The 15,743-nt window shown below is 45.8% G+C and carries 15 protein-coding genes; 9 read left to right on the forward strand and 6 right to left on the reverse strand.

Annotated elements, in window-relative coordinates:
• A partial coding sequence (locus tag JT717_RS19775) for a hypothetical protein (protein WP_205512769.1) occupies nt 1-427 on the reverse strand: 427 nt, incomplete at its 3' end.
• A gap of 427 nt (nt 428-854) precedes the next feature.
• Between JT717_RS19775 and JT717_RS19780 the strand changes: the two genes are divergently transcribed.
• Nucleotides 855-2,807, forward strand: coding sequence for a KUP/HAK/KT family potassium transporter (locus JT717_RS19780; protein WP_205512770.1), 1,953 nt, complete (start codon nt 855-857; stop codon nt 2,805-2,807).
• Between the two features lie 870 nt (nt 2,808-3,677).
• On the forward strand, nt 3,678-4,331 hold the full coding sequence (locus JT717_RS19785) for a rhomboid family intramembrane serine protease (RefSeq protein ID WP_205512771.1): 654 nt from the start codon (nt 3,678-3,680) through the stop codon (nt 4,329-4,331).
• Nucleotides 4,332-4,514: 183 nt separating this feature from the next.
• On the opposite strand, the gene tilS is transcribed toward JT717_RS19785, so the two are convergent.
• Both tilS and JT717_RS19795 read right to left on the reverse strand, forming a co-directional pair.
• Complete coding sequence (tilS, locus tag JT717_RS19790) at nt 4,515-5,870, reverse strand: tRNA lysidine(34) synthetase TilS (protein WP_205512772.1); 1,356 nt, start codon at nt 5,868-5,870, stop codon at nt 4,515-4,517.
• A 63-nt stretch (nt 5,871-5,933) separates the two neighbouring features.
• Nucleotides 5,934-6,245 carry a tetratricopeptide repeat protein gene (locus tag JT717_RS19795; protein WP_205512773.1) on the reverse strand — a complete coding sequence of 104 codons (312 nt, stop codon included), beginning with the start codon at nt 6,243-6,245 and terminating at the stop codon, nt 5,934-5,936.
• Between the two features lie 111 nt (nt 6,246-6,356).
• On the opposite strand from JT717_RS19795, the gene JT717_RS19800 reads away from it, so the two are divergent.
• The 6 genes from JT717_RS19800 to JT717_RS19825 all read left to right on the forward strand — a co-directional run bounded on the left by JT717_RS19800 (nt 6,357) and on the right by JT717_RS19825 (nt 12,355).
• Nucleotides 6,357-7,100, forward strand: coding sequence for an electron transfer flavoprotein subunit beta/FixA family protein (locus JT717_RS19800; RefSeq protein WP_205512774.1), 744 nt, complete (start codon nt 6,357-6,359; stop codon nt 7,098-7,100).
• A gap of 171 nt (nt 7,101-7,271) precedes the next feature.
• A complete protein-coding gene (locus JT717_RS19805) occupies nt 7,272-8,234 on the forward strand; it encodes an electron transfer flavoprotein subunit alpha/FixB family protein (RefSeq protein ID WP_205512775.1) in 963 nt (320 codons plus the stop codon).
• Nucleotides 8,235-8,438: 204 nt separating this feature from the next.
• Entirely contained in the window at nt 8,439-9,038 is a 600-nt protein-coding gene (locus tag JT717_RS19810) for a bifunctional nuclease family protein (protein ID WP_205512776.1), read from the forward strand.
• 137 nt (nt 9,039-9,175) lie between these two features.
• Nucleotides 9,176-10,036: a 4-(cytidine 5'-diphospho)-2-C-methyl-D-erythritol kinase gene (gene ispE, locus JT717_RS19815; RefSeq protein ID WP_240348290.1), complete on the forward strand. Its 861-nt coding sequence runs from the start codon at nt 9,176-9,178 to the stop codon at nt 10,034-10,036.
• Nucleotides 10,037-10,305: 269 nt separating this feature from the next.
• The gene (gene rocD / locus JT717_RS19820) at nt 10,306-11,544 is read left to right on the forward strand and encodes an ornithine--oxo-acid transaminase (protein WP_205512778.1); all 1,239 of its coding nucleotides are present in this window, start codon (nt 10,306-10,308) and stop codon (nt 11,542-11,544) included.
• Between the two features lie 118 nt (nt 11,545-11,662).
• Nucleotides 11,663-12,355, forward strand: coding sequence for a VIT1/CCC1 transporter family protein (locus tag JT717_RS19825; protein WP_205512779.1), 693 nt, complete (start codon nt 11,663-11,665; stop codon nt 12,353-12,355).
• Nucleotides 12,356-12,358: 3 nt separating this feature from the next.
• Here JT717_RS19825 and JT717_RS19830 read toward each other — a convergent pair whose 3' ends face one another.
• Together JT717_RS19830 and JT717_RS19835 are read right to left on the reverse strand one after the other, a co-directional pair.
• Nucleotides 12,359-12,757: a hypothetical protein gene (locus JT717_RS19830; RefSeq protein WP_205512780.1), complete on the reverse strand. Its 399-nt coding sequence runs from the start codon at nt 12,755-12,757 to the stop codon at nt 12,359-12,361.
• A gap of 142 nt (nt 12,758-12,899) precedes the next feature.
• Nucleotides 12,900-14,150 carry a multidrug effflux MFS transporter gene (locus JT717_RS19835; protein ID WP_205512781.1) on the reverse strand — a complete coding sequence of 417 codons (1,251 nt, stop codon included), beginning with the start codon at nt 14,148-14,150 and terminating at the stop codon, nt 12,900-12,902.
• Between the two features lie 586 nt (nt 14,151-14,736).
• Between JT717_RS19835 and JT717_RS19840 the strand changes: the two genes are divergently transcribed.
• Complete coding sequence (locus JT717_RS19840) at nt 14,737-15,123, forward strand: DUF2541 family protein (RefSeq protein WP_205512782.1); 387 nt, start codon at nt 14,737-14,739, stop codon at nt 15,121-15,123.
• A 124-nt stretch (nt 15,124-15,247) separates the two neighbouring features.
• Here JT717_RS19840 and JT717_RS19845 read toward each other — a convergent pair whose 3' ends face one another.
• On the reverse strand, nt 15,248-15,646 hold the full coding sequence (locus JT717_RS19845) for a response regulator (protein WP_205512783.1): 399 nt from the start codon (nt 15,644-15,646) through the stop codon (nt 15,248-15,250).
• Nucleotides 15,647-15,743: the final 97 nt, after the last annotated feature.

Genomic DNA, 15,743 nt, shown 5'->3' on the forward strand with positions numbered 1-15,743 from the left:
AGGCAAAAACCACATATTCCAGTCCATAATAGGTGATGGCGCTATTACCTTCTACGATAAGCGCGGTAATGGCCAGCAGATATACGATGACAAAACCAGCCGCATAATTTTTCAGGCTGCCGCCCGATAAGCGGATGGCCAGCCCCGAAAGCAGCAGGAAGATCAAACCGGTTTGTATGATCAGTAAAATATTCTTCCCCGACAACACTTTATTTACCAGGTCGCTGCTGTTTTGCCATTGATAGCCGGGTAAAGGCAATGTAAAACCGGTCACAAAAATGGTCAATGCCAAAATAGTCACAATGACGATACTGCCGATAATGATGGCCCAGATGTCTTCGGAAAGATCATCCAGTTTAGTTTTCTTTACAGGAAGCGGTTGACTGGTTTCATTGGCTGTTGTGCTGTCAGCGGGTTGGTACGACATGTTATAATTATTTATCAGCTGTTCAGGAATCCCGCAAACAATTTACATAAAGTTTGTAGTCTATCATTTAAATGGACTTGCTAATAATTGTATTTTAATGCCCCGGGCCTGCGTTATTTCTCTTTGTTGTATTTATTGCGGGCCACTTCCCTTAAACGGGCAGCAGGATCTGCCTTCACCAAATTCGTACACTTTTGTTGTAAAAATGCCCTGGCCAGGCTGCTACTTTTGATTTTACAGACCGGTTGCCAATATACCACCCGGCATACAACTCTTTCATTTTGAAATGGTATCTGCCAAATGAAAAGCATTGTAATAATTACTGCCCCGCCTATACTAATAATAAGCCCGAAAAAGATAAATTCGCGACCATTACATAATATCAGAAAGTTTACGGCTTTTTCGGCTTGGTTTAAACTATAAAAAAATGAGTGCATCTACTTCACCGGCTGTATTTCACAAAAAGATCACTGGCGCAGGAATCCTGATCGCTACCGGCATTGTGTTTGGCGACATTGGTACATCTCCTTTATATACATTGAACGCGGTTTTCCATGACCGGGTTATTACCGAAGACGTGGCCCTGGGTGCCTTATCTGCCATCTTCTGGACCCTCTTTTTTCAAACAACATTGAAATATGTGATCATTACCCTGCAGGCTGATAACAACGGCGAGGGTGGTATCTTCTCCTTGTATGCCCTTATCCGCCGCTTCTGGGGAAAATGGTTATTGATACCGGCTATGGCCGGTGGCGCTTTTTTAATGGCCGATGGCATTATAACGCCGCCCATCTCAGTGGCTTCGGCTATTGAAGGGTTGCAAAAAATAAATCCGGAGATCAATACAGTGCCCATCGTGATCGTGATCCTGATCCTGCTATTCGCATTTCAACAGTTCGGCACTGATAAGATCGGTAAAATATTCGGTCCCGTTATGGTGGTGTGGTTCACATTCATTGGCGTGTTGGGTGTTATGTCGCTTAGCCATGCACCTTCTGTATTAAAAGCCCTGAACCCTTATTACGCCTATGTGATGTTGAAGGAAGTGCCCGGCAGTTTCTGGTTGCTGGGAAGCATCTTCCTGTGTACGACCGGTGCCGAAGCCTTGTATAGCGACATGGGACACTGCGGCCGGAATAATATTCGCATAAGCTGGATCTATGTCAAGATCATGCTCATTCTGAGTTATGCCGGACAAACAGCCTGGTTATTACAACATACCGGCCAGGAGCTGGATGGCATCAGTCCATTCTACCATATTGTACCCGAAGCGATCTATTTACCGGCATTGGGTATTGCCACCCTGGCTACCATTATCGCCAGCCAGGCCCTGATCAGTGGTTGCTTTACGCTGGTAAATGAAGCCATCCGCCTGGATATATGGCCCCGTCATCGCGTATTGTTCCCCGGGCATATAAAAGGACAGTTATACATTCCTTTTTTGAACTGGTTACTGATGGCGGGTTGTATTGGCATGGTATTACATTTCAGGGAGTCAACTAAAATGGAAGCGGCTTTTGGTTTAAGCGTTACGCTTACCATGCTGATGAGCACCGTGCTCATCAATTTTTACCTGTATACGAAACGGGTACCAGCCGTATGGGTGGTGCTGGTGACCGGTTTGTTCGTAGTGATCGAATTGTCTTTCCTGGCTGCCAACATGCAGAAAATAAAAGAAGGCGGTTATATTACGCTCATCATCGGTTCCATCCTTTTTTTCATCATGTATGTATGGCGCAAGGGCCGCCGCATTACCAGTGGGCTGAAGAAAATGGTGCCGATAGAAGATTATATTCCGCTGTTAAAGCGGCTGAGCATGGATGAAAAGATCACCAAATATGCTACCAACCTGGTTTATCTTACCAGTTCGGGCACTTCGCGCAAAATTGAGAAGACAGCCATTGATTCTATCCTGTCGAAGTCACCTAAACGGGCCGATATTTACTGGTTTGTGCACGTGAATGTGCTGGATGAACCCTATGCCATGCGTTACCGCGTTGATACGATTGTGAAAGACGATATCTATTTCATAGAATTCAACCTCGGTTTTCGGATAGAACCGCGCATCGATTATTATTTCCGGCAGGTAGTAAGTGAACTGGTGAAAACCGGCGAAGTGGACGTGTCGGACAGAAGTGAGCAATTGTACCAGGAAAGCAAGATCGGCGATTTTCGCTTCCTGGTGATGGAAAGCTTTTTGTCGTATGAGAACGATATGCCTTTCTGGAAGAACTTTCTGATGAAAAGTTATTACAACCTCAAATACCTCGGTGTTAAGGAATCTATCAATTTCGGCCTCGACCCCAGCAACGTTACCATTGAAAAATATCCCATGGTGGTAAATGCCGTTCAGCCGCAGCCGCTGGAGAGGCAGAAGTGATGATCAATAGAAAGTGCGTCCCTTGTCAAAGAACTTATCCATGGCTGATGACACAAATCTAATGCAACACCGGACCCCTTTGTTCAAAAATGTAACGCTGCCCGGAAACTGATGTGGCGGGCTTCTCAATGGTGTGACGTTTGGTCATTTTTCCTCGAAAAAAAGTTTTCAGATGTGACGGACCGGGGAAAACGGTGTGACGAATGGTCGAGATCGTGGGACGTTTGGCAGTGAAACATCCGTTTCTCCTCATTGCTTCCTCGGCTTGTCCCCAATGCCTCCTCATTGGGTCCTCGGAGCCCGAGGAAGCAAAGAGGACCCAAAGAGGAGAATACGAGGTTTCATCGAGGTTCCATTGAGCAAAAATCTCTTCATCCCTGAAGCAGTCGACAGTTTTAAAGAATATCTGGAAAAGCGGTTTACAAGTAATGTGTTTGTGCTGGCGTGCCAAATTATAGTTCCGGAGATGCTGCTGAAATGAAAAAGTCCCCCGACATTCGGAGGACCTTTTCTATACCTATGAAGACTAATTCCTTATTTGTATATCAATATGGCAAGCGCCGTACCATGCCCGTCATAAAAAGGGAACAGACAGGGCACTTATTCACCATTTCACACACGACTACCTGATTTCCAACTGCTTGAAATCATTTACGGGAGCATGAAAATAGATAAAATGTTACAAATACACCAGCGTAAGACTACGCAAAATGGTTTCAAAACCGGAATTAACACATCTTTTTGGGAAATTAAATCAACAGTTACCCTATTGTTTTGAGTTATACACCCCATATTTGTGGGCAAACCATAATCTGGTTGTAAACGGGGCATACCCCCTTTCTTATTATTTTTGGCCATCAATAACAAGCAATGACGTTAAGTATTACCCTGATCATTATTATCATTACAGTTCTGGTTTCAATTGCAGCATTTACCAACGATAAAGTATACAACGATTTCATATTTGACCCGCCAGCCGTCACCTACAACAAACAATGGTATCGTTTTTTGACCTGCGGCCTTATTCATGCCGATTACGGCCACCTGTTCTTCAATATGTATGCATTTTACATGTTTGGCGATAATGTGGAAGAGAATTTTATCCTCCTGTTTGAACAAAAAGGAAAACTGTTTTACCTCTTGTTATATGTGACGTCGCTTTTTGCGTGTTTAATACCTACCTATCTCAAACATAAAACTGATAATTATTACCGCAGCCTGGGCGCTTCCGGCGCCGTGTCGGCCGTGATCTTTGCATATATCATGCTGAATCCGCTGCAGAAGATCGGACTGATCTTTTTACCTCCGCAATGGGGTTTGCCGGCATTTGTTTTTGGCTTTCTGTATATCGTGATCTCTTCTTACCTCGATAAGCGGGGCGGTGGAAATATCAATCACTCCGCGCATATCTTTGGCGGCTTATATGGGATCGCCTTTGTGATCGCCACCAGTTATCTGTTCTCTGATTATCCCGTACTGGAAGCGTTTATAGAAAAAGTAAGGAATTTTACGAACAGGTTTTAGGAAAGCAACAGGTTACAGGTTTCAAGTTACAGGTTTCAGGGTCTTTACAATTCGGGCACCCGACACAACCGGCAACTCGCAAACCGGCAACCGGTAACTGGCAAACCGGTAATCGGCAACCGGTAACTGGCAAACCGGCAACCGGTAACCTGTAACTGGTAACCGGCAACTGGCAAACCGGTATCAGCTTTTTTCAAATTGTATCTTAAGAATCTTTTTCGTAGCATCCGTGATCTTAAACCGGTCATCTATGCGCAGTCCTACCACCCAAACGATCTTTTTATTACTTTCAAGCACCCATACCTTCTCCTTGTCTGTGAGGGATAGCTTCTGATCAATGAAGAAGCGGGCCAGCTTCTTTTTCTTTCTTAAACCCAGCGGATAAAAATAATCGCCTTTTTTCCATCTGCGCAGGAGCAGCGGAAATTGAATGGCAGACCTGTCTATCAAAGCAGTTGCGGCGTCAGTGAATATTTGCAGATTTTTATTGGCTAACTGCTCAAATAGCAGGGTTCCGTTCTCAAACACTATTTTACGCTCTTCTTCATCGATGACCATCGTTTGCGCCTGTTCCGATTGAACCGGGGCAATGATGAGCCAGCGACGGTTCCTGATAATGCGATGGGTAGCCGATTGCACATAACGTCCCGATTCGCTGTCCAGTAAACGGATCACTTCTTCTACCTGTGCCGCGGAATAGCCATACTCTTTTATGATCTCATATACGATAGTATGTAAGGGCTGGGATTGCTGCAGTTTAAGTACAGGGATGTGTACTTCCTGGCCTTTATATTCCAGCAGCTTTTTCTTATGCTCGTGTACAGCCTGATCATACAACAATTCCATTTCAGCAAAACGCCGCAGGTTGGCAGCCAGGTTGTTTTCTGCTTCGGGAAAGATCTTTTGCACCAGGGGAATGAGCTGGTGGCGGAAGTAATTGCGGGAATATTTGTCAAGCGCATTGGAGCTGTCTTCCACCCATTGCAAATTATGCTCTATGGCGAATTGCTGCAACTCCTGTTTGCGGGCAAACAGCAAGGGCCGAACGATCTGTGACTGCTTTGGTAACATACCGCGTAAGCCATGTACACCGGTGCCGCGGAAGAAATGCAAAAGCATGGTCTCTATGTTGTCATCGAGGTGGTGCGCTGTGAGCAGGCAACTGGCGAGTGGCGCCTGGCGAGTGTGCATTTCACCTTGCAGCAATTCCCTAAACCAACTATACCTGAGGTCCCGGGCTGCTTCCTGTATCGATAACTTATGGCTTTCTGCATAAGCCTGCGTATCGAATTCTTTTATGAAAAATTGAACATTGTATTTTTCTGCCAGTTCCCCTACAAAAGCCGCATCGCGCTCGCTTTCTGCTCCTCTTAATTTGAAATTACAATGGGCTATTATAAACGAAAACCCGCACTGTTTGCACAATTCGCAGAGGACCACCGAATCAAGACCACCACTTACGGCCAGAAGTAATGTATCTTTCGGCGAAAAAAGACGATGATCCAAAATGTATTGCTGAAATCGTTGCAGAAAATGCATGCAGAAAATTAAAAGCTCAATGAGAAAAACCAAATCTCAAAATCAATAATCGGAAACCGGAGATCAAAAAGTGAGTTCCTCATACGCACTCCTGAGCTCACCGTAGGCATGTTTATCACCGGCTTTTTGCGCCGCCGTCATTCCCTTTTCATACCACTGTATCGCCGCCTCGGTTTCGCCCGTGCGTTCGAGTAATTTGGCCAAATGATAATAAGAACCAATATAACCGGGGTCCTGGGTAAGTATTTCCTCAAAAACAGTGCGGGCCGTTTTATCGTCGCCCACTTTTATATATTCCAGCGCCAGTGCATGTTTTAGAAAATTGTCTCCCGGGGTGGCCTGCAGGAACTCCTTTAAACGGGTTATGCGATCCATATTCCTCAATTAAAAAATCCATAAAATATCAAAATGTATCTTTATGGCACTTATATTTGTATACACGATGGTTGCATAAACAACCAATGAATCAAATTAAAACAATTGCCAATGAAGATCTTAGTTTGCATCAGCAAAACGCCGGATACCACGGCAAAAATAGCTTTCACCGATAACAATACGAAATTTGCACAGGACAACGTACAATGGATCATCAATCCATATGACGAATGGTATGCGCTGGTTCGCGCCATTGAACTGAAAGAAAAAGATCCTTCTACTGTTTTACACCTCATAAATGTAGGTGGCGCCGATGCCGAGCCGGTGATCCGCAAGGCACTGGCCCTGGGTGGCGATGAAGCCATCCGCGTGAACACCAGCAGCACCGATAGTTTTTATATTGCGTCCCAGATCGCGGAAGTAGCGAAGCAGGGCAATTACGACCTTATTTTCACCGGCAAGGAAACCATCGACTTCAATGGTTCTTCTATCGGCGGCATGGTGGCCGAACTGCTCGATATGCCTTATGTTTCCCTGGCCATAAAATTTGAACTGAATGGTACTACCGCTACCATTACCCGTGAAATTGAAGGAGGCGAAGAAGTTTGTGAAGTGAATTTACCCGTGGTGGTTAGCTGTCAGAAAGGGATGGCCGAACAGCGTATCCCAAACATGAAGGGTATTATGAGCGCCCGCACCAAACCTTTAAAAGTGCTGGAACCCGCTGCGGCTGATACCCTCACCACGGTATCGAGCTTTGGCTTGCCGCCGGCTAAAGCAGGCGTGAAACTCATCCCTGCCGAGAACGCCGCCGACCTGGTACGTTTATTACACGAGGAAGCCAAGATCATCTAAGGTGCTGATGTGCTGATTAGCTGATATGCTAATTGGCCCGGCAGCCGGATAACTATTAAACTTCCGTTGCGTCGCACTCTTGTACGTTCGGTTCTTTATTCATCAAAAACAATTTGCTGAAGACTGCGTTTTTTCCATTAGCGCATCAGCAAATTAGCTAATTATCAAACTATGGTTTTAGTTTTTATAGATCAGGCCGATGGCCAGGTAAAAAAAGCTTCTTATGAAGTATTAAGTTATGGCGCCAAAGTAGCTGAACAATTAGGTACTAGCGCCGAAGGCGTGGTTTTGGGATCCGTGCCCGCAGATCAACTATCGGCCTTAGGTAAATATGGGGTAAAAAAGATACACCATGTGGCCAATGATGCCCTTAATCACTTCGATGCGCAGGTCTTTACCAAGGTTATTGCGCAGGTGGCGCAGGCTGCCGGCTCAAAAGTCATTATCTTTTCGAACAACGTTGATGGTAAAGCTATTGCTCCCCGCCTGGCAGCCCGCCTCAAGGCCGGACTGGTTCCCGGCGCCGTTGCCCTGCCGGAAACTGCGAACGGATTCACGGTAAAGAAAAACGTTTTTTCAGGTAAAGCCTTCGCCAACTATACCATCAATTCCGATATCAAGATCATTTCGCTCAATCCCAATTCCTACCAGGTAACGGAAGGCAGCGGCACCGCTGAAGTGGCTCCTTTCAATGCTACGGTAGATGCGCCTAAAGTGAAAATAAAAGCGGTGAAGAAGGCTTCCGGCGAAATTCCCTTAAGCGAAGCCGAAGTAGTGGTCAGTGGCGGCCGTGGCCTGAAGGGCCCCGATAACTGGAGTTTGATCGAAAACCTGGCCCATGCGCTGGGTGCAGCAACTGCCTGCAGCCGGCCGGTGGCTGATGAACACTGGCGCCCGCACCATGAACATGTTGGGCAAACCGGTCTTACTATTGCGCCTAATTTATATATTGCAGTTGCCATTTCGGGGGCCATACAGCACCTGGCCGGTGTAAACCGCAGCAAGGTGATCGTTGTTATAAACAAAGACCCCGAAGCCCCCTTCTTTAAAGCAGCCGACTATGGTATTGTGGGCGATGCGTTTGAAGTACTGCCCAAGATAACGGAAGCGGTAAAAAAGCTGAAAGGGAAATAAGCCGAATGAGTCAGGGAGTCAAAAGAGTCAAATTGGTCAAACAGGTCAAAAGAGTCAAATGAGTCCGATGGGTCAGATGACTCAGGGAATCGCAAGAATCAGGAATAAAAAACAAGCGCTAAATTACTATATGATTGATATGACTGCTTTTGACTGCTTTAGGCTCATTTTTTGAATAAAAACCCTTAGTTTCGTGCTTTCGTTATGAAGAAAATAGAGTTGGAAATAGTTGCCTTGTCACATAGCATCACGCAAACGCATTCGTATGCTGTTGTGTTGGGAGAAGTAAACGGATTGCGCCGGCTTCCAATTGTTATTGGCGGCTTTGAAGCGCAGGCAATAGCTGTGGCGCTCGAAAAAATGCATCCCAGCCGTCCGCTTACACATGACCTGATGAAGAATTTCATGAATGCCTTCAACATCGATCTGCAGGAGATCGTCATCTGCGACTTACAGGAAGGCATTTTTTATTCGAAGCTGGTTTGTGTAAGTGAGCACGATACTGTAGAAATTGATTCCCGAACATCCGATGCGCTGGCCCTGGCCGTCCGCTTCGGATGTCCCATTTATACCTACGACAATATTCTGGAAAGTGCCGGTATATTGATGGAAGATCCATCGGGCAAGAAAAAACAGCCCCGAGAAGCGGTAGCTGCCGAATCTTCCGCCGGTACCGATGACTTAAAAACGCTTACTCTCGATGAGCTGAACACCCTGCTGAACGAGGTGCTGGAGCAGGAAGATTATATCAGGGCCATTGCGATCCGTGATGAAATCAACAGCCGCAAACGCAATAGAGGATGATCGCAGATTGCTGATCTCCGGATTTCGAGATTTTAAATACGTGAAACATCATAGCTGATTTCAGGATTTTGAGATTTCGAGATTTCAAGATGCAAATCTCAAAATCATCAGATCTCAAAATCCCAAAATCTCTTCCCTTGGTCGTTTTTCCCAATTGTAAAATAAACCTGGGTCTTCATGTGACCCGCAAGCGCGAAGATGGTTACCACGACCTGGAAACCATTTTCTACCCTTTGCCTTTGCGCGATGCCCTGGAGATCGTAACTCGTCAATCGGCAATCGATCATGCCGCCACCGAAACCAGCTCACAAGAACAACCGGGGCCGGTTACACTGCATATGAGCGGCCTGCCCGTGCAGGGCAAACCAGAAGACAATCTTTGCATCAAAGCTTATCACCTGCTCAAAAGAGATCATCCACAGTTGCCTGACGTTCACCTGTACCTGCATAAAGCCATTCCCATGGGCGCCGGCCTGGGAGGCGGCTCTGCTGATGGCGCATTCACCCTGCAATTACTGAACGATAAATTCCAGTTGAATGTATCGCGCGAAAAACTGCTCGATCTTTCCCTGCAGCTGGGCAGTGACTGCCCCTTTTTTATTATCAACAAACCCTGTTATGCAAGCGGCCGCGGTGAATTGCTACAGGGTATCCAGCTCAATCTGTCGGCTTACTCCTTTCTTGTAGTGCATCCGGGTGTTCACATAAATACCGGCTGGGCTTTTTCACAACTCTCCCCTGCCCCATCACCACAACCATTACAGGAAATCATTCAACTACCGGTTAGCGGCTGGCGGGCTGCACTTAAAAATGATTTTGAAGCCCCGGTATTTATGCAGTATCCCGACCTCAAGGCGATCAAAGAAAAACTCTATGAGGCCGGCGCCCTGTATGCATCCATGACGGGCAGCGGCTCCTGTTTTTTCGGCATCTTTCCCAAACAGCAACTGCCTGCCATCCAATGGCCTGCGCATTATGCAGTATTTAACCTCGCATGATTTGTCTATTTACTTAGTGGCTTAATACATTCATCATTTTAACGCTCGCCTGAAATTGATTATATTTGCAGTATTAAATCTATTGCTATCAACAGCAAGGCGCACATATTACACTTTCTTCACAGTAACCTCGATTTTCTGAACCATCGAGGATAAATTAACCGGTCCCGACACTGTCGGGAGGTTACAGCTATTGTATCTGCTGATCTTACTAGTATCCTGACTTCTATTTCAACATTCATCGCATAATTCTATTCATTCCATTACTTATGGTTTACACGTTATCTGACAAAACGAAACATTACCTCGATCTTGAAGAAAAATATGGCGCACACAATTACCATCCCCTGCCGGTAGTACTGCAAAAAGGCGAAGGGGTGTATGTATGGGATGTTGATGGCAAACGGTATTACGATTTCCTGAGCGGTTATTCTGCCGTGAACCAGGGACATTGCCATCCAAGGATCATCGCGGCCTTTATGATGCAGGCCCAACAGCTCACGCTTACCTCACGGGCATTCTACAACGATGCACTGGGCGAATATTCCGCATTCATCACGAATTATTTCGGCTACGATAAGGTGTTACCTATGAATACCGGTGTGGAAGCCGTTGAAACCGCTATCAAACTATGCCGCCGCTGGGGATATGCCGTAAAAGGCATTCCTGACAACAAGGCGAATATCATTGTATGCAGCGAAAATTTTCATGGCCGTACCAGCACCGTTATCTCCTTCAGTACCGATCCTTCATCACGCAGCCGCTTCGGCCCCTATATGCCGGGCTTTACGGTTATTCCCTACAACGACCTGCCCGCTTTGGAAAAAGCTTTACAGGATCCGAATGTAGCCGGTTTTCTGGTGGAACCCATTCAGGGGGAAGCCGGGGTGGTAGTGCCCGATAATGGTTACCTGGCGCGTGCAAAACAATATTGCGAAGCGGCGAATGTACTGTTCATAGCCGATGAAATACAAACCGGTCTTTGCCGTACCGGCGAAATGCTGGCCTGTGATCATGACAATGTACAACCCGATATCCTGATCCTGGGCAAAGCCCTGAGCGGTGGCACCATGCCGGTATCGGCCGTGCTGGCGAATGATCCTGTTATGCTTACAATACAACCGGGCGAACATGGTTCCACCTATGGCGGTAATCCGCTGGCATGCCGTGTAGCCATTGAATCGCTGCGGGTGCTGAAAGACGAGCACATGGCAGCCAATGCCGCGGCCATGGGAGAGCTATTAAGAAAAGAATTACAGCACTTGCAATCACCCTACATTTCAGTAGTACGCGGCAAGGGGTTATTGAATGCCATCATTATTGATCACCCAGACAAGAACGCCGCTTGGAATTTATGCCTCACTTTAAAAGATAATGGATTGCTGGCCAAACCCACCCATGGCGATAAGATCAGGTTTGCACCGCCGTTGATCATTAACAAAGAGCAGATAATGGAGTGTGTTCAGATCATCAAAAAAAGCCTTGAGAGCTTTGAGAAAAGTTATTGAGTTATTTAGTTATTCAGTCTCGCGATTAATTGTAAACGTAAAAACTTAGGAACCCAATAACTTAAGAACTTAGGAACTTAAGAATTCAGGAAGAACTTAAAACTATGAACTTTGAACAATGAACGACCACCAGGAAGAACATTTAGAGAGCGCTGAATGGCTTAGAGATATTGTGATCGGCATGAGCGATGGCCTTACCGTACCATTCGCACTGGCTGCGGGTTTAAGTGGTGCCGTACAGTCAACCGGCATCATCATTATTGCAGGTATTGCAGAAATTGCCGCCGGTTCCATTGCCATGGGACTGGGCGGCTACCTGGCTGGCAAAACCGAAATAGACCATTACAACAGTGAATTGAAAAGAGAGCACGAAGAAGTAGAGTTGGTTCCCGAAAAAGAAAAAGAAGAAGTGAGGGAATTTTTCCAAAACCTGGGATTAAGCGAAGAAGTGCAGCAAAAGGCCGTGGAAGAAATAGCGCAGGATAAGCAGAAATGGGTCGATTTCATGATGAAGCATGAACTCGGGCTCGAAAAGCCCGACCCGAAAAGGGCAACCAAGTCGGCTTTGAACATCGGTCTATCATATGTGATAGGCGGACTGGTTCCTTTAAGTCCGTATTTCTTCATCGATACGCCTGTTGAAGCATTGAAGATCTCCTCACTGGTCACCCTGCTGTGCCTGTTTACTTTTGGCTATTTTAAAAGCCGTATGACGGGTGTACATCCCTGGGCAGGTGCATTAAAGGTGATGCTGATAGGTGCTGTAGCAGCCAGTGCAGCCTTTGGTGTGGCAAAGATCTTTGAAGGGTAATGATCAGTGCTGCTCTGTTGCCTTCAATTTCATATCAGGAAATAAAGACATTGCCATCATCAGAATGGCAGCCAGTAACATGATCCATAATCCGGCTTTTTTATCCGGACAAATACCGCGGTAACAGCCGGAATAAACAATAAAGCTTTTTATGGCAAAAGCCAGGGTGATCGCGCACATGAACATGTTCCATCGTTTGGCCCAGATCCGTTGCACGGCAAAAAATATAATGGAGATGGCCGATAATACGATAAACACGCGCCCGGGTTTTCCGTATACATTATTTTCAGTAAAGAAGCCGGTAAAGTTTTTATCAAGATCAGGATGGTAGGTCCAGGGGAAAAAACCAGCAATAACAAGAATAATAGCCGCTGCAATACCTATCCATTGTGAATATTTCATACCAGTTCTTAGTTTTAATAGAAAGGGAGCGCAAACATACTAAATTCAATTTACTTCGGGCAGGAAGGCCGGAAACCTGCCTTTCAACGCTATTGTAAGCATCTGCGGTCCTGGCGGATTCGACGCAAAGCGTTTGCCGCCGTTACAAGGTACTTATGACCTCTACTTCCTCTTTTTCCACAGCTTCTGCCCTTGCCCGCTGGAAGATGATATTTCTTCCCAACATCAGCACCGTGAATGCCGTAATGGCGCAAAAGGCCATTACACCGGTCATAGGTAATGCGGTATTGTTTTGCAACACACTTACCAGGGCCGATGCACAGGCGCCAATGCTCATTTGTATAGCACCCATCAGTGCAGAAGCGCTGCCGGCATTATGGCCAAAAGGCGCCAGCGAAAGCGCCGATGAATTGGGAAAGGTGAAGCCCTGGCAACACAAAAAAAGAAAGATCAGAAAAATGGTCAGAAAAAGATCGCCCCAGCCGGCCAGCGTAATGATCACCAGCACCAGGCCGATGATACTTTGACAGGCCAATGCCACTTTAATGATCTGTTCACTGCTATAACTGCGCAGCAGCACGCTGTTGATCTGCGTGGCGCCGATGAGCCCCATGGCGATCAATGCAAATATCCACCCGTACTGTTTTTCAGTTACATGAAAAATACCCATGAACACCGAAGGCGACCCGCCTATATAAGCGTACAGGCCGGCAGCGGAAACAGCGGCGGTCAATGCATAGGTATAAAATTGCGGATGCACAATGATGCTTGCAAAACTATTGAGTATCCGTTTTGGCTTCAGGGAGAAATTCGGATCAGGCTTTTTGCTTTCGGGTAACAGGAAATATATCCCGGTGAGAATGATCACTGCTACGATCATCAGCAGCACAAAGATCCAGCGCCAGCCGGCTACCGCTGTGACATAACCACCAGCTGTTGGCGCAATAATAGGCGATACGGCCACCACCAGCATCAGCATCGAAAATACCCTGGCATTTTCTTTTACTTCGAACATATCGCGCACCATGGCGCGTGCGGCTACCATGCCTACACAACCACCCAGCGCCTGCAACAGGCGGAAACCGATCAGCATTTGCACCGATGCCGACATGGCGCAACCCAGTGAAGCCAGTAAATAAATAGTAAGTCCAATATACAAGGGTCTTTTTCTACCAAACCGCTCGAGCAGGGGGCCATATATCAATTGCCCCACAGAAATGCCGATAAAAAAGCTCGATAATGATAACATCACCTGTGATACAGTTGTTTGCAGTCCTTTGGCAATATCCGGAAAGGCCGGCAGATACATATCTATTGAAAAAGGCCCGATGGCCGATAATAAACCCAGAATGAGGATCAGATAAAATTGCTTGTTGGGTTTTTGGTTATTCATACAGGCAAAGCTACAAAAATGAAGCCCTGCCTCATAGACCTTAAGATCGCAGCCACATTTTGAGCAGGAGAATTCGTGACAAACTGCATTTTTCAGGGCTCTTGGTTAATGGTAATTTACAGTGTCAATTACCATTAACCATAAGTATTCGTTAAGGCTCGCCTTATCCTTTCGAGTGGTGTTCTGTCTTCTCATTGTGATGTTCTTATTTATGTAAGACCAGCTTTGTAAAGGCAAACCCAAAAGGGTCGCTTAACAGCGATCCTTTTTTCAAACGCTACTATTAACCGTTTCGGATACGCGAAGAACAACAGCCGTTTTTTGTGAGTTAAAAGGATCGCGTTCCCGCGATCCTTTCTGTATAACGGCACCAAATGAATAACCACAAACTGAGATGACAGCGCCGATATTTGTAATAATCAGAAAATCAATTCAGTCTAATATTTATTTTGATTTCAATTATTAATGCCTGATACATAAAGTCCTAATAACTCCACACAATTCCAGGCGGAACAGATTTTGCAACTGATAGGGAAACATTGTTCACTAAAATGGAATAACCATGAAAAGAATGCTTTTAATTCTCATGTCAACATTTTTAACCATTACCGCATTGAAAGCGCAGCAACCCGAAGTAATAGCAAAAGATAAAGCCGGATGGAGCAAGATCGGGGATGCGAAAGTAGATTTCAAATCAGACAAGGATAAATTCATTTTAATTGGTAAAGATAAATTTAAGGCGCTTCAGGTAAGAAATCAGGATGCCGCCGTTCATATTGAAACGATGATCGTGGAATTTGAAGGCGGTACCAAAGAAGAGATCTCACTGGCCTCTGAATTAAAGTCAGGAGAAAAGAGCCGGGAAATTGAATTGAAAAATGGCAATACAGAGATAAAGAATGTGACATTCTTATATCGCACCGCCGGAGAATCGGGTAAGAAAGCCAAGATAGAGCTATGGGGCTTAAAGTGATAATTTAAGATTATCAGTTTATTACTTTACTAACAGCAGTCCCGGCCTTACCGCCGGGACGCTCTTTTTATTGAGTGTACCGGGAAGCTGGCTGTAATGGGAATTGATAAATAAAATAGCCCCGCTAATTTCTATTGGGGCCAAGAATTTCATTAACTACTTTCCGCAGTTCGTCTAGTGAAGGCGGCTTTAGAATATACTTCAACGCACCCGCTTTAACAGCCTGTTCCATGTGGGCCGGCTGGCCTGCCGTTGAAAATATGATCACCGGGATATGATGCAGGGCCACTTCCTTTTTAATGTTTACAAGGCAGGAATGCCCATCCATTTTAGGCATATTCATATCCAGTATGATCAGGTCCGGCAGATCAGTTTCATTCCGCAGGAACTTTAAGAGCGCATCACAGGTCTGGAACCAGGTAAGTTTTACGGCGTTATCTGTTTCCTTGAGGACTTTTGAAAATAAAAAAAAGTCATCAGGATCATCCTCGGCCATACATATGTGTCGGATCTCTCCATGCATGTTTTTGAGCTGGTTTGGTAAAATAAAAAGGGGGCACATATAGACATAAGGCCCCGCTCATCCATTCAATAAAAAACCGGTGTAGTAATGCAAATCG

Source organism: Longitalea arenae, assembly GCF_016924755.1.
Taxonomy (GTDB): Bacteria; Bacteroidota; Bacteroidia; order Chitinophagales; family Chitinophagaceae; genus Niastella; species Niastella arenae.

Bases quoted from the DNA above. Each gene is read 5' to 3' on its own strand.
- JT717_RS19785 (WP_205512771.1), top strand. From the start codon at position 3,678: ATGACGTTAAGTATTACCCTGATCATTATTATCATTACAGTTCTGGTT.
- JT717_RS19835 (WP_205512781.1), bottom strand. From the start codon at position 14,150: ATGAATAACCAAAAACCCAACAAGCAATTTTATCTGATCCTCATTCTG.
- JT717_RS19830 (WP_205512780.1), bottom strand. From the start codon at position 12,757: ATGAAATATTCACAATGGATAGGTATTGCAGCGGCTATTATTCTTGTT.
- JT717_RS19795 (WP_205512773.1), bottom strand. From the start codon at position 6,245: ATGGATCGCATAACCCGTTTAAAGGAGTTCCTGCAGGCCACCCCGGGA.
- JT717_RS19845 (WP_205512783.1), bottom strand. From the start codon at position 15,646: ATGCATGGAGAGATCCGACACATATGTATGGCCGAGGATGATCCTGAT.
- JT717_RS19810 (WP_205512776.1), top strand. From the start codon at position 8,439: ATGAAGAAAATAGAGTTGGAAATAGTTGCCTTGTCACATAGCATCACG.
- JT717_RS19825 (WP_205512779.1), top strand. From the start codon at position 11,663: ATGAACGACCACCAGGAAGAACATTTAGAGAGCGCTGAATGGCTTAGA.
- JT717_RS19800 (WP_205512774.1), top strand. From the start codon at position 6,357: ATGAAGATCTTAGTTTGCATCAGCAAAACGCCGGATACCACGGCAAAA.
- rocD (WP_205512778.1), top strand. From the start codon at position 10,306: ATGGTTTACACGTTATCTGACAAAACGAAACATTACCTCGATCTTGAA.
- tilS (WP_205512772.1), bottom strand. From the start codon at position 5,870: ATGCATTTTCTGCAACGATTTCAGCAATACATTTTGGATCATCGTCTT.
- JT717_RS19805 (WP_205512775.1), top strand. From the start codon at position 7,272: ATGGTTTTAGTTTTTATAGATCAGGCCGATGGCCAGGTAAAAAAAGCT.
- JT717_RS19780 (WP_205512770.1), top strand. From the start codon at position 855: ATGAGTGCATCTACTTCACCGGCTGTATTTCACAAAAAGATCACTGGC.
- JT717_RS19840 (WP_205512782.1), top strand. From the start codon at position 14,737: ATGTCAACATTTTTAACCATTACCGCATTGAAAGCGCAGCAACCCGAA.